The 13,759-nt window shown below is 61.6% G+C and carries 13 protein-coding genes; 6 read left to right on the top strand and 7 right to left on the bottom strand.

Going from position 1 to position 13,759, the window contains the following annotated elements; genetic code table 11:
* Positions 1-98 precede the first annotated feature (98 nt).
* The 3 genes from BH683_RS07395 to BH683_RS07385 all read right to left on the bottom strand — a co-directional run bounded on the left by BH683_RS07395 (position 99) and on the right by BH683_RS07385 (position 2,184).
* The gene (locus tag BH683_RS07395) at positions 99-884 is read right to left on the bottom strand and encodes a DUF2637 domain-containing protein (RefSeq protein WP_168186991.1); all 786 of its coding nucleotides are present in this window, start codon (positions 882-884) and stop codon (positions 99-101) included.
* A gap of 131 nt (positions 885-1,015) precedes the next feature.
* Positions 1,016-1,210 carry a hypothetical protein gene (locus BH683_RS07390; protein WP_084835631.1) on the bottom strand — a complete coding sequence of 65 codons (195 nt, stop codon included), beginning with the start codon at positions 1,208-1,210 and terminating at the stop codon, positions 1,016-1,018.
* 221 nt (positions 1,211-1,431) lie between these two features.
* On the bottom strand, positions 1,432-2,184 hold the full coding sequence (locus BH683_RS07385; protein WP_084835630.1) for a ParA family protein: 753 nt from the start codon (positions 2,182-2,184) through the stop codon (positions 1,432-1,434).
* 389 nt (positions 2,185-2,573) lie between these two features.
* On the opposite strand from BH683_RS07385, the gene BH683_RS07380 reads away from it, so the two are divergent.
* Entirely contained in the window at positions 2,574-3,212 is a 639-nt protein-coding gene (locus BH683_RS07380) for a septation protein IspZ (RefSeq protein WP_084835629.1), read from the top strand.
* Positions 3,213-4,072: 860 nt separating this feature from the next.
* On the opposite strand, the gene BH683_RS28345 is transcribed toward BH683_RS07380, so the two are convergent.
* Together BH683_RS28345 and BH683_RS07360 are read right to left on the bottom strand one after the other, a co-directional pair.
* Positions 4,073-5,263, bottom strand: a complete 1,191-nt coding sequence (locus tag BH683_RS28345) for a hypothetical protein (RefSeq protein ID WP_143695994.1) — start codon at positions 5,261-5,263, stop codon at positions 4,073-4,075.
* Between the two features lie 594 nt (positions 5,264-5,857).
* Complete coding sequence (locus tag BH683_RS07360) at positions 5,858-6,877, bottom strand: hypothetical protein (protein WP_084835625.1); 1,020 nt, start codon at positions 6,875-6,877, stop codon at positions 5,858-5,860.
* Between the two features lie 138 nt (positions 6,878-7,015).
* On the opposite strand from BH683_RS07360, the gene BH683_RS07355 reads away from it, so the two are divergent.
* Positions 7,016-8,104, top strand: coding sequence for a DUF3068 domain-containing protein (locus tag BH683_RS07355; protein ID WP_168186990.1), 1,089 nt, complete (start codon positions 7,016-7,018; stop codon positions 8,102-8,104).
* On the opposite strand, the gene BH683_RS07350 is transcribed toward BH683_RS07355, so the two are convergent.
* A complete protein-coding gene (locus BH683_RS07350; RefSeq protein WP_168186989.1) occupies positions 8,032-8,679 on the bottom strand; it encodes a methyltransferase domain-containing protein in 648 nt (215 codons plus the stop codon). The two genes, BH683_RS07355 and BH683_RS07350, sit on opposite strands and share 73 nt — an antisense overlap.
* A 313-nt stretch (positions 8,680-8,992) precedes the next feature.
* Positions 8,993-9,439 carry a helix-turn-helix transcriptional regulator gene (locus BH683_RS07345; RefSeq protein WP_084835622.1) on the bottom strand — a complete coding sequence of 149 codons (447 nt, stop codon included), beginning with the start codon at positions 9,437-9,439 and terminating at the stop codon, positions 8,993-8,995.
* Between the two features lie 955 nt (positions 9,440-10,394).
* Between BH683_RS07345 and BH683_RS07340 the strand changes: the two genes are divergently transcribed.
* From BH683_RS07340 to BH683_RS07325, 4 genes are all read left to right on the top strand, one after another.
* The gene (locus BH683_RS07340; protein ID WP_246833241.1) at positions 10,395-11,342 is read left to right on the top strand and encodes a cutinase family protein; all 948 of its coding nucleotides are present in this window, start codon (positions 10,395-10,397) and stop codon (positions 11,340-11,342) included.
* Between the two features lie 114 nt (positions 11,343-11,456).
* Complete coding sequence (locus BH683_RS07335) at positions 11,457-12,557, top strand: NlpC/P60 family protein (protein ID WP_246833237.1); 1,101 nt, start codon at positions 11,457-11,459, stop codon at positions 12,555-12,557.
* 20 nt (positions 12,558-12,577) lie between these two features.
* A complete protein-coding gene (locus tag BH683_RS07330) occupies positions 12,578-13,222 on the top strand; it encodes a hypothetical protein (protein WP_143695993.1) in 645 nt (214 codons plus the stop codon).
* Positions 13,219-13,746, top strand: a complete 528-nt coding sequence (locus BH683_RS07325) for a hypothetical protein (RefSeq protein ID WP_084835620.1) — start codon at positions 13,219-13,221, stop codon at positions 13,744-13,746. Before BH683_RS07330 ends, BH683_RS07325 begins: the two co-directional genes overlap by 4 nt.
* The last annotated feature ends 13 nt before the right edge of the window (positions 13,747-13,759 follow it).

Raw genomic sequence — 13,759 nt, 5'->3', positions numbered from 1 at the left:
GGAAAGTTCGAACCGCAAATGCTCTGTGCAAAGCCAGTTCTGGCTACCTCCGGACCGCATTCGGGTGCTGTAACCGGCGCCAAGAACCTGGGCGGCGGTTACGCCGGGGCCAGCTCGCCGACCCGCTCTGCTTCCCAATAGACCGGGGCATACTCGGCCCACGCCTCGAGGATCCGGGTCACGGTGTTGTGGTGCACGTTCACGTCCGTGGCAATAGCGCGCCTGGACAGCGACGGCTTGTTGTCCGCGAGCCACAGGATGCGGGCAATCGTCGGGGTCTCGGTGACAGAGTTCGTCTGTTCTCTCAGATGCCGGGCCGGTTCGAGATACTCGTTGACCGCACGCTCCTCGACCTGGTCCACCTCGGCGTCAGCAAGAACAGTCGGGGCCCCCACCTCAACGGATGGCAGAGCAACACCTGCAAGATCACCCTCAGACGGTTCCGCCGCGGTTCGTCGGTCGTTGGGCCTGATGAGGAGCACAAGGCCGTGGGTCGAGAGCAGCAGGAAGGCCGGCGGGATCGTTCCGCCAATCACGGCGGCGACAGGTGAGAGTGATCCGGTCCCGGTGACGTAAGCGTGCAGCGCGTTGCCGCTGATGCTGATCGCGGCCGCGACGGCCAGGAGAAGCCAGAAGAAGCGGCGACGTGCCGGCGTCGGATCTCCGGCGGCAGCGACCAGCGAGATCGTGGCTTGCAGGATCGTTCCGTCAATCAGAACCGGCGCGATCCATGAGAGTTCACGCTGAGGCCAAATCTCGGTAGCGATGTCCCACAAGGCGGAGAAGCTCAGCGCGAAGCTGCCCAGTGCGAGAACGACTGTGACAGCGATGGCCGTCGCAACAGCAACACGTTCAATCGGGGGACGCTTAGAGTTGGAAACCACGGTCACAGGTCCTATCTGTGGTCGAGGTCCTGGTTGGTGGGTGCAATCACCAGCCAGGGCCGTGGGCGCGGGCACTCTGCCTGCACGTATTGTCTGTATGTCTCGTATTGCGCGTATTTACAAGCGACGCGTCAGAGACCGAGCTCGTCGAGCAACTTCTCAACACCCTCTCGGACGATGTCGGTTTTGTTGACGACCCGACCCCGTTCCACGCCGAGCCGCAAGCTTGCGGCTTGCATTCTCTCGTCGAGGCTTTGGGGGATCCGGTAGGTCCGAGTGATCAGCGGATCCTTGGGGGCTGCCTCGTCTCTTGCTGCGGGTGCCACTCCCCTACCCTGCGCCGACCGCTTCGCTGGGGTCTCCCGCTTTGGTGGCGTAGCTGTTCGGGTTGAGGGTTCTGCGAGTTGCGCTGGGGCAGCGGCTGGAGTTGACGCTGTTTCGGGGGCCGCGGGCACCTTTTCGGTTCCCATGCGTTCAAACGGGTGCTGTTCAGGCGCCTTTGTCACGGTTTTTCGTTCTATGGCCATGGGACTGTTCCGCCTTCTTGTCAGATGAGGTCAAGTTCGAGTGCCAGATCGCGATAGGCACTGGTCACTGCAAATGCTCCGGACCCCTTGAGTGTGGTGATGGGTACTGCGAGACCGTGGGCGTCGACGACGGCTGCTCGTTTCGGGATCACGGTCTTCGCGACCAATGCTTCGTACTTGCTGCGCAGCTCTTGCTCCCGGAAGTCTTGTTCTCCATTGCGCTCACGCCGCCCGATGACAATTGCCGCCACTTCAAGTCGCTCGTTAAAGCTTCGGCGGGCAAGAATGACCGACTCGCTGATCGCGTCCACGCCTCTAGCACCGTCTGGGCTCGCGTCAGTAGGAATGACGACACTGTCGGCCGCGGCCAGCCCGTTAGCCATCAGCTTGCCGACGAACGGCGAGGTGTCGATCAGGATGTGATCCCAAGACCTGGACGCATCGCTGAGTGCGTTCCTGAGCCTGTAGTGGATGTCGAGGGCGGCGTCAGCTTCCCTATTGGCCAGCGCCGGTGTTCCGGCCAGGATGTCGATGTGCGGCCAGGTGGTCGCAACGACCGCCTCATCGAGGGTCGTTTGTTCGGTGAAGACGTCGTTGGCCGTGTATTCGGCTTCGGCCGGCTCGATGCCCAGGCCAGTCGTCAGGTTCGCCTGAGGGTCAAGATCCACCAACAACACCGACTTGCCTGCGGCCGACAGTGCTGCTGCGAGCCCGATCGTCGTTGCCGTCTTGGTCGATCCACCCTTCTGGTTGCAAAAGGCAATGACTGCCATCGCTAGAACTCTCCTCATCTCGACTCACAAGCCATGCGGTATGGACTGGCTTGTCAATGCAGGCTGTGTTGTCATGCTTGTCAACATTGTATTTACTGACAGGCTATCGCATACCGCGCATGCTGTACAGACAGTACAGACTGACCATACATACAATACTGTAAATACATACTGGATAGCGCGCTATCCACCCTTTCACCAGGAGATACGACCCTTTTGACAGGACCACGCGGCTACCCGCACGGCCGCTCACATGTCAGAACTCGCACCCGGACGAACGTGGAGTTCAGCGGTCTAGCCTCACTGTCAGTTCCGCTCTCCAAGGCACCAGCGGTTCGGATCACGAGCCGCTGCACGCACCGGAACCGACACACCAATGGCTCATCGGTATGTTTACGAGCCAAGTCATCGTGGATCGGGGAGGTCTCCAATTGATACTTAAACTGGCTTATAACGTCGTGCTCGCGCTGGCGTTCCTAGTGTCCTACCGGTTGGGCGGAATCTATGTTGCTACTTCCGTCCTGATGGCAGGGGTATCACTTGAAGTCGCTTACATCTTCGTATCGGGTCGCCGACCGACGAAGCTTGAGTGGGTTGGGCTGGCTCTTGTCATTGCGCTGGGAGCCGCAACGCTGCTCCTGGGCGACGCCTTGTTCATCGAGTGGAGGCCAACCGGCTTTTACTGGCTGTGTGCGATCGCGCTGGCCGGCACACGGCTCTGGATGCGGAAGAATCCGATCGCAGCAGTACTGAACAGTCATGTGCCGATGGCCAGCCGCGCATGGGAGCAGGTTCTCTGGCTGTGGATAGCATTCCTCACACTCCTTGGAGCGCTAAACCTAGTGATCGCCTACAACTTCTCACTCGACACATGGGTCAACTACCGGGTGTTCGGTGCGCCGGGGATGATCGCAATTTTCGCGCTAATGATGATTGTGTGGAGGCGAGATGACATCAAACGGGCATGGCGTACGCAGCGCGCAGCTACGACACTCGCACAGAAAGACAGCTCGTCAGCAGACCGGTAGAAGTCAAAGCTAGCGGGCTCGCCTAGCCGCCTCTGGGAGTCGAAGATCAGTTTGACCGGTGCGCCGGCCGCCAACTCCAAACCGGCGTTCGACCAGATCAACAGGACCTGCTCTGGCGATTCGTAGCAACGAGCTTGAGCGAGTCCCGTAGACGCCCAGCTTGACGAATCGGCTGGAAAGACGGCGCTCCAGGACCGCGCCCACGCCCGTGTCAGGCAAGCGCGCGCGGTCAGCGACCTGTGAGTCTGACAAGCCATCAAAGTAGGGGAGTGCAGACTCAGGACTTCCTGGATCCGCGGCCACCGCGGAGGTGAACTGATTCACTCCGTCGGCTACTTTCGGCCACGGCTCGTCCAGACCTCCGTTCGATAGACCGTGAATGCCTTTGGTGATCTCGACCAACCTCGGCGCGGACCGGTTAGTTAGGTAGAAGCAGTCGTGGGCATCCCCAAAAATAAGATTGAACGGGCGGTACCTGGTGTCGTCTGCCAGGACATCGAGAGACCACTGGCGCGCCGTCTGGTGGGTCGTCAGGAAGTCGGTAAGCAAGAGGCCGCGCGATCGGTAGTGGAGGTCGGACTTTGATCGTCGTGGGAGCCCTTCTCTCACGTTGGTCACCAGGGCGAAGCGACCAGTTTCGTCTGCCCCAAGCCAGGTGCCGCCAGCAATGTCTTTGCCGCCGACAATCTTCGGGGTTGTGGGCCAAACGTGGATTGGTTCGGACTTCCTCCAGAAGAACTCATCTCGGTTGGACGCCAGAACTACCACGTAGTCGGGGTGCGCCTTCCAGGCCAGGAATGCAACACACATAATCGGGTCTCGCTTCCGGATGCTCGAATCGATGGGTTGCTCCAACGTGTTCACTGATGGGTACAACGTACGGCGACGTCGCCGTAGGGGAGTCGCCACCCGTGGTCGTCGCAGGTCTGGCAACCGGCGATGTCCTGCTGCTTGTCTTCGTATTCGAGCTGGCGTGCGTCGTCGAGGGCTCCGGGCCGGTTTGCCAGGTCTCCATGGTGGTTGAGGATGCCGGCGAGCAGTGCGATGGGTTTGTGGGGTTTGTGTGCGATCCAGTTGCCGTTGCCAGGCAGGGTGTAGTCGTGCAGGAGTTGGTTGAGGTCGCGGAAGGTCCAACCATGTCTAGCTGGTTGTGCCAGAACGTGTGACCAGGCTGCGGGTGTAAACCGTCGAGCCCAAGTTGGTGTTCGTGGGTCCTGACGCCATCTGGAGGCCAGCAGTAGCCCTTTCTGGTCGGGTTCGGGCCCGGCCCACCTGCGTCTGTCGGTAGCTCGGTCGCGCGCAGCGCGGCCTTTGAGCTTTCCGGCTGTGCCGGTGGGGGTTAGTGAGTAGTTACCAAGGTGGGATAGGCACCCTAAAGGGTGCCCTTCGGGGTGGGGTGCCGCGGCGGTATGACGTGCGGTTTTATCCACAAGCTGCGGGCTGTGCAGGGCATAGACCGAGGCCCATCCTCGAGCGCGGCTGCCGACGCGGTGGGAGGCAAGGCGTTCGCCCAGGGTGCGTTGGCGGCCGCGAACGATCTCGGTGGCCACGCCGAGGAGTCGGAGGACGTGGCGTGCTCGTTGGATGGTGCGTTCGCCGTAACCGGTGATTTCGATGAGTCGGTCGAGGGTGGGACGGCAGTTACGGCCGGTGCGGAAGTCTGCGTGGACTGCATGGGCGGCAGCGATTTTGATCAGGGTTTTGAGGGAGATGTCGTCTTTGCGGTGTTTGGTGCTGTGGGCACCAATGAGGTGCCGGATCTGGTTGTAGTGCTGGGCGTAAGCGATAGGGACCGCCCAGGTGATCCAGTGATCATCTTTGTTCCAGCAGGGGACCCCGGCGTAGGCGTCTTTGCCCAGGTCAAGGGCGATGCCGTCGCGCACGCGCAACTTCTGAACGATCTTCTGGGCGTCAGCTGCCGGGGCAGCTTGCGCGATGATCGCGAACAGTCGACCGTGCGCAGTCGTGGCACGGCCCCGCCGTCGGCGCAGGGGCGAAGACCCGCAGTAGCGACGGGTAATCGAAGTGAGGTCGGATTCTGTATCCGACACGTGATGTGCAGGGATTGCACACCCTTTAGGGTGCGCGCTACCCTGAGGCTGTCCAGTCAAGACAGTCCCTTCGGGGAATGGGCGGCCTCAAACCGTCCTGACGCAGAGTTAGCGCTCTGTGTTCAAAACTTTGAAGAGAAGCCCTCTGGCCCGGCAGCCAGGGGGTTTTCTCGTATTCAAAGGGACGAGATGATCCGCGTTATGAAGATGTTTTGTATGCCATCGTCATGCGCTTCTAGGGAACAGGACCTCCTGGTCTCGGGGATCGACGCGATCACGGACGGCAGCGTTGATTACCGCTTCAAGCCAGTCCTGTGTTGTCATCCCGCACTCGCCGGCCACCGCAGCGGTATCGCTCTTCAGAGCTTTGTGAACTCGACACTTCAGCTCTTCACGCGGCCCCTTGGAGGGGCGTCCTCTTTTCCGCGGTGTGGTGGCCATGGCGTTGATTTTGGGGGCACAGAAAATTATTCCCTGTATGACACGCCGGGAAGGCGCATTTTGGTGACCTAAAATTCGTCCCACTCCAGATAAACCACATGCTGATGCTCCGCTTGAGCTCCGTGAGCGGCAGCGGGTTCCGACTGGTCCGAGCTAAAGCTCAGGATGATCTGGCGTGATCAGCGCTACCCATATGGTCGGATAGAACTGTTCACTGAGCCTAAAACCCTTGCCAGATCCACTAATCCAGCCACCACCCGCTCGTCGAGCACGAATGCCGGCAAGTGTCGGTGCCGGATCACCTGGTCCCACGTTGCCCAGTTCCATCACATATTCGAGGAGCCGACCCAAGTCGTCGGGATGAATTCCTGGCGTTTGACCAGTGCTGGACCCATGTCCCAGGCCTGGGGGGTGGGAGGTGACCCACTTCACAACATAGGGGGCGTACGGGAATCGAATGTCTCCAACTGCGACGAACTGATCGCCAGCCACAGCTAATGCGGTAGCAAGCTCGATGTCCAGTGTTCTGGTGGCCAACGCTCTCGGGTCATACGCGGCTGGCCAGCAAAGACCTCGGACCACGCGCTCTCCAGCTGGTCCTGAACCGACCTGCTCGACGAAATGTAGATCGCGGTCCTCGCCGTCGTCGCCTTTCATCATTGTGCGAGCCGCCCGCTGCTCGCCTTCGTCGCTGTCATAAAGAAACCCGAGATGCGGCAGGATCTCGCTCAGATTCATTGCGCGAGTGAAAAAATCGGCCGGTCCGTAGACCGTTCGATCACGGGACTCGATCCCTACGCCGAATTGATCCAGTGCAGCCGGGGTGACGTGCAAGACGGGCGGTGCATCGGCCGTCAGCGGAAACCTCCACTCCCAAACTCCGACCTCAGGGATCTCGCCCGGATCGGCAGTTGTCGACACAAGGACCGCGTGCGGCAAGCCGTCAGGCCCAGCGACAGGTGCACAGAAAACACCACCTTCGACTCCGACGGTTCCCGATGAAAGAACCTGCCCAACAACCTTTTCAGCAGCCTTGAAGGTTGCACCGCGATACACGCTGCCCAGCTTCCGCCAACCCTGCAGCTCACCGTTTTTGGCGACGACTCGTGCAGATCCGTCATGATCACGGCGGACTAGGTACCAATCGTCGCTCTGTGTGCGTCCCGCGTTCATTCTCGCTCCGTTTCCCCGGCCCAACCGGCCACCTTCTTAGATAACGAGGCGGCTCGTTGGGTTCCTGCGAGAGACCATCCTGCCTGTTGAACGGGCTCCCTGCCCGCGCAGGCGGGTCTTCAAGTATGTTTTGCAACCGTGAGTCCAGGTCATCGGGGGCGGTTCACGTTTGTGGTGGGCCTAGTATTTTTCGGCGCGTTGCTAGCAACGTGCGCAGTCCTGCTAACTACCGTTATTGTTCCCAACGCTAAGCAGTTGCCTGCGCACGTTTCCCAATCGGTGACGCTCACCGCGCAGAACGCGACAGTTCTTGACAGCGAATCGTTGGCGTCCGGAGTCGTCAAATCCGAAGACAACGTGCCACTCCAGGTCGACGTCAGCGTCAAGAGCGCGCCGCCCACTGCCGGTGAAACGGTCACACTCGTGGCAGCTGTTCGGACCAATCGAACTGATCGGGCCGGGCTCGCCGGCATTGTCAGTGGATACGTCGATCGAGTGTCCCTGAATAGGCGATCTGCAGCGCCGCAAACGAACCCAGTACCTCTCACGATCCATGAAGCCTCGGGAGTAGCCACCGAGACGCCCCGGACGGGGTTTCAGTACAACTTTCCGCTCGGCGTGGATCGCCACGAGTACCCCGTCTACGACTCAGAAGCCCAGCTCACGACACCCGCGAAGTACATCGATGACGACCGGGTCGTCGAAGGCGTTCAACTATTGCATTTCCAGCAGCGCATCGACGAACTCAACCTCCAGGAACGTCTAGGCGATGTCGCAAGCCTTGAGATGCCCAGCCGCGCATGGGGCGTTGGGGACACGAATACTCCCGTAAGAATGTCTCTGTACTACTCAGTCGTCCGAGACCTGTGGGTGGAACCGGACACGGGGATGATCGTCGACCAGCAACAGGACGTCCACCGGCAGTTAGGCAACGGCAAGGGTTTTCGTGTCACGTCGCTACAAGCTGACCTGCACTTCTCCGAGGCTACGGTAACCAAGAATGCTAAAGAAGCCGCGCGGAATAAACGGTTGCTGTTCTGGGGATCGATCGGGGCACCAGGTGCACTGGGCGTTGTTGGTGTCGTCATGCTCGGTGCCGGTGCCTATCTTGGCTCTCGCGGACGTCGGTCCCGGGAGAAGACGGACGACAGCGATCAGGAACCGTCGGCGGACGCGAAGAGCAAGTGGAATGCATCTTCGGTCGGCGGACCGCCAACACGCACGTGATCGGATAGTTTGTAGCCGTTCATCGTCAAGGCATCTGCCACCTCACCGACGGAACGCAAATGCAAGCCATATCGACTGACGGGTAGCCTCCGCATGTAGTGCGGGTCTCCGACGCCCACGACGATCCGCCCGATTGGCCTCAAGACTGTTCTTGCACTGCGGAATGCGCCTCCAAGGTCGTCGATGTAATAGGCCGTATTGACCGTCATGAGGGCATCGAGCCCGAGCTCCGCGTCCCTTGCCATGTCCGACATGGAACGCTCGTGAATCCTTAGATTGCCGGCGGCCACCTGGGCGCCCCACCTGCGGGCAGCCCTGGTCACCATCGTCGAGGACTTATCGAAGCCATGCACGGTCCCCGCTGAACCGACCGCTTCGAGCAGCAACTCAAGTCCTAACCCACCGCCAAAGCCGACATCAGCCACGACCTCGCCGGGCCGCGCGCTCAGTAGATCGGCCGCCGCCTTGATGAGCGTGCCGTTACGCCAGTTGAGTAGTGGCGCGACCACGTGCCCGGCAACCCCCGAGGGGTGTGCAAGCTGATGGGCAAGGTACTGAACAGGATTGGTGTCCACGCACCATTCATACCAACTGCCCTGCGTCGCACGACACACCTGGAACACACCCATCGTCGCCTGACCGCGACGGTCAGAAATTAGCCTGCTAGGGTCTAACCACTGCTACGAACACTCGCCCGCGTCGCCCACTTGCGACAGGTCCAGTTCGAGGTAGTACGCACCACTTCGGTGGATCTGCAACAGGCCCCTTGCCTAGTTGTCCGCGTTATTGGCTAGATCCCGGTTTTGGCGTCTCTCGGCGCGCAACCAGGGTCTTTGATCCAACGCGTTCAGACGACCAGGGGGCAGTATGCAACATCAACTAGACGATTCACGGCCGGGTGTTCTCCGGGCGACTTCTCACGCGCTCGTACGCTTCGACCACCGTATTCACTGGAAGTTCAAGCGCTTTCGCAATACTGCTCGCGACGGGATCGGTGAGCTTCGCCTCCCCTCGCTCGAGCTGCGCCAGCGTAGTCATCGACACGGGCAGAAATGTGGCGAGCTGCGGCTGAGTCAGACCACGCAAAGCCCGCAGATCACCCAGGAAACGCTCGTCAGGCGGGATCTGAATGAACTCGTCCATAGGCACCTTAAGCAGGTCAGCCGCCTTTTTGAGCGTGTCAACCTGCGGCGTGGTTGCTCCCCGCTCCCACATTCCGACAGCACCGGTCGTGACACCGATAAGCCTGGCCAGTTCTCCACGAGACATATTGCGGGCCACACGATGGGCGGCGATCTGGTCGGGAGCAAAGCCACGGAGGATGCGTCTGCTCATCCCAGGCACCCGTACATGACGGATCACTTTGCCTCACCATCTCCTGTGCCGTCACAGGTTGCTTTAGTAGATTACTGCTATAGACTTACACCTGGCTCATTCGTGAACTGGGAGGAACCCACTTCAATGCACAGCAGAACCGCAGCAAGTCGAACCCAGGGCCGGCACCCGGCGTTCGACTTGCCGTCTGTGCAATTGGGCCACAACATGACTCAGGGTGGTGCAGCTGTGCTGTCACCACCCTGAGCTTGTTGACCGTGGTTCTCGATGAAGATTGGCGTCTCTGAGAAGAACCAGCGGTCTGTCACACATCCCGCTGAAACGGGCTGCCGACCCTTCAAGGGTAGGTGGTCCGACCACCTCACGACACCTTTGAGGTCTTCTCATGACTGATTTTGTTCCACCGACTTCCTCCGGATCAACGTCGTCGCGGTTTGCCCGTACTTGCGTTGCGGGTGTGGCCGCTTTCGCTGTCGCCGCCTCCACCAGCGTCATTACCCTGTCGGCAGCTGGCCCGGCCGCCGCAGCCGCCGATTGCAAGGACGTCTTCGTTCTAGCTGTGCCCGGAACATGGGAGACGACCAACAAGTCGGACCCCAAGATCGTTCCAGGGATGCTCGGCAACGTAGTCAACCCACTGAAAGCCGCTGTTGAACGCGGCGTTCCCATCCCAGGGCCATCGTCTGTTCCAGCAGGAATCGAGTCTCCCGCCGCCACAGCAACGTACGGCCAGGACGCCGGCGCAGACCCAGCCGCGCCCTTGTGGTCAACGGCGGCTCCCACTACAACAAGTGGATCCGCCGCGCCGACGATTGATTCGGAGGCAACGGACCTATGGCCCGACACAAGCCCCTCGGACGGTGAGGACTCACCGTCCACGTCCAGCTCGGCACCGTTCGCGACACCGACCGTCTCGGCTGCACCGACGACCGGGTCCGGGGAGGTCGGGCTCTCGGTGGGCTTTGAACAGGTCCCGTATGTCGCTCAGGTTGGCGGACCCATAGGTCAAGTCGCTCATGGCGATCCGCTGACGCTAGGCGAATCGCGGGCGCAAGGCACGGCAGCCGTGAACAAACGTCTCAAGCAGATCGATAGCGACTGCCCGTCATCGAAAGTCGCCATCCTCGGCTACTCACAAGGTGCCTTAATCGCCGGCGACGTCCTTTCGGAGATCGGCAACAACAAGGGCGCATTCCCCGCGAAGGACATCCTGGCCGCGGGACTGTTGAGCGATCCGGCCCGTACCCCGACCACCGCCGACCCCGACGCCGAGACCGGCACGTCGAGTCCGGCGATCCAGTTGCCCGGCGCCGAATCTTTTGTCGGCCCCAACCCTGGTGGCCAAGGTGTCGTGGGAGCTCGACCCGATGGCTTCGGAGTCCTCAGTGATCGGGTCACCAGCTTTTGCGGGACCGGCGACGGTATCTGTGCGCTGTCGAGCAAGTCGAAGGCCATCGCAGCGGTGGTCCCGCTGCTCAACCTCAAGAAGGAAGACATTGGGCCGTACGCCACCCAACGTGCGGTGACGCTGCTGACGAATGTGGCTACCGCTGATCCGGCCGACATCATCAAGGCGGTCCGTTCGGTGAGCACGGAGGTGGCACGGGTCTCGTTGGCTGCGTCGGTCAATCCGGCGTCACTGCCGCTGGAGCTGGCTCGGGTCGTGTTCTCCTCCTCGATGCTCGACGACATCGGCCAGGTGGTCCGGATGCCCGAGTACGACGCCTTTCTGAGTTTGACTAAACCCGACGAGCTGGCCACGCAGGCGATCGAAGTGGCCTCGTATGCGCTGCTCGGCGCGCATACGGCCTACAACAAGACGCCCGTCGACCAACGCGGGGAATCGGCCACGTTGTGGCTCGCCAAGTGGCTACTGGGCCGCATCGAAGCCCAGGGCTACTAGGCCGCAGGCACGTCATGCCTCTGGTTGGGGCGTATGGGAGTGCACCCCAACCAGAGATACGTACGACAAACCGTTATCGAACAACATGTTTGAGCTGGGGAAGGTGTACCCGCCGTGAAGAAATCACTGGGTTTGCTGCTAGGAGTTCTGCTCCTAGTGCCGGTCCTGTTTGTGATGTTCTTCGCGGCTGCGTCATATCAGCAGCCCGACGACGACACCGGCGGCTACAGCAGCCAGGCCGGACTCAAGACCGGCGTGGTGCCTCCGGAGTTCGAGCCGTGGGTCATCAAAGCCGGCAAGCGCTGCAAGGGGATTTCCGCACCGGTCATCGCGGCACAGATCGAGGTTGAGTCGGGATGGAACCCTAATGCGGTGTCCCCGGCTGGTGCTGAGGGTCTGTCGCAGTTCATGCCCTACACCTGGCCCTCGTATGCGGTCGACGCCAACGGCAACGGCACTGCCTCAGCGTTCGATCCGCCCGATGCGATCATGGCGCAGGCCGAATTCGACTGCAAGACACTCGAGCAGGCGCAGAAGGACAAGGCTTCGGGCCGAATTTCCGGTGACGATCTCGATATCGTGTTGTCGGCTTACAACTGCGGGTACGGGTGCGTACTCGCCAACGGCGGACCGAAGATCAACAACGGTGAAACCGAGTCGTACGCGCCGAAGATCAAAAGCCTGATCCCGAAGTACTCCTCACTCGAACAGGGCGGCAGCGGCGGCCGCGGAGGAAAGCTCTCAGGGCCGGTCGCCAAAAAGATTATCCAGGCCGCTGCCCGCTGGCTGGGCACCCCGTACGCGTGGGGCGGCGGGAACGCCGACGGTCCCACGAAGGGCATTTCCGATGGTGGTGGTGCCGCCGACGCCAACGGTGACACCGAAAAGATCGGTTTCGACTGCTCGGGCCTGACGTTGTACGGGCTGGCCCAAGCCACCGGCAAGCAGGTCGTGCTGCCGCACTACACCGGCGACAACTCCAACCCCGGGCAACTCAATGATTCACGGGGAAAGCAGATCTCATCAGCGGACAAACTGCCAGGCGACTTCATCTACTTCGGCCCGGGCGGAAACACCCATCACGTGGCCATTTACTACGGCAAGCAAAACGGTCAGGACATGATCTTGCACGCTCCCCAGTCGGGCGACGTCGTCAAGATCAGCCCACTCAGCGGCTTCGACGGAGAGGAACAGTACGTCCGCCGGTTCTGGTGACGCACTGAAAGGAAGTGACTATGAAACGAATTCGATACTCAGCGACACTGGCGCTTGTGGCGTTAGTTGCCACTGCGTGCGGGATGGGCGGGGCACCCGACGATCGCAGCGCTCGCTCGACGACCATGGCGACGCAATCGCTGCCGGCCTTCACCCCGCCCACCGCCACGTCGTGGGATCTTCCTCCCCAGCAACCCAGTACCTCGGCGGGTGTCCCGTCATCGCTGCCGGCGGGGGTATCAGTGGACCGCCTCGACCCCACCTCTGTGGCGCTGGCAGCGGCCCGGATCTGGTTCGGGTGGGACACTACGGCCGACACCAGCCCGTATCAGGCAGCGCTACGCACAGCGCCGCTGCTGACCGGCGCGTGCGCTAAGCGTCTGGCCAGCTCACCCCCGACCGGCTCACCCGGCCAAGACTGGACGGATCTGGCGATAGTGCGCGCTCGGGCCCGCGTCGAAGCGCAGCTCGGCGCAGAAGATCAGCCCCGCGACGGTGACTCGCGCGCGGTCCGGCTTGTCGCGGTGACCCAACGCTGGGACGCCACCGCGCCGGTGGCGCCGCGCCGGGTGATCGTACAGATCGCTTTGATCAAAACTCGCAGCGATGGGCAGTGGTCGGTGACCTCCGACGTGCAGGGCCGTTGCGGGGTGGTGACCCGGTGAGCGCCCGCCAGCCTGTCGTGGGCGGAGTCGCCGGGGGAGTGGGAACCTCGCTGATCGCCGCCCTGATCGGTGCGCAGGACGCCGGCGTCGTTGACGACCAGAGCCCGCCGGTTGACGTGCTGGTCTGCCGGTCGGTCAGCTCCGACCTCGCTGCCGCTACTCGACTGGCAGCAGTGTTCATGCCACATCCGGTGGTCGTGATCAACGCCGATTGTTCCGACAAACCACCACCACAGGTCCGAGACCGCGCGCGGATGATGCAGCCCAATGTTCCTGCTGTGCTCTGGTTCCCGTGGGTCAAGGCGCTCCGTGCCCTGGCCACACCCATTGAGGCGATGCGCCACGAAGTGGTAGCCGAGGCGCCGCCGGAGTGGGTTATGCCGGCCCGCCGGCACCGCGAAGCATTGCTCGCCGCGGTGCTGCCTCTGGTCACCGCGCCCCAGCCCGTCGATGATCCCGCGCCTCGGGCTACCGCATCGACCACCGAAGCACCCGTCGGAGAACGTCTCCGCCGGATTTCCTGAAAGGAAACACCTG

Source organism: Williamsia sp. 1138 (assembly GCF_002095435.2).
Lineage (GTDB): Bacteria > Actinomycetota > Actinomycetes > Mycobacteriales > Mycobacteriaceae > Williamsia.
This window is presented reverse-complemented; position numbering and strand designations above follow the sequence as displayed.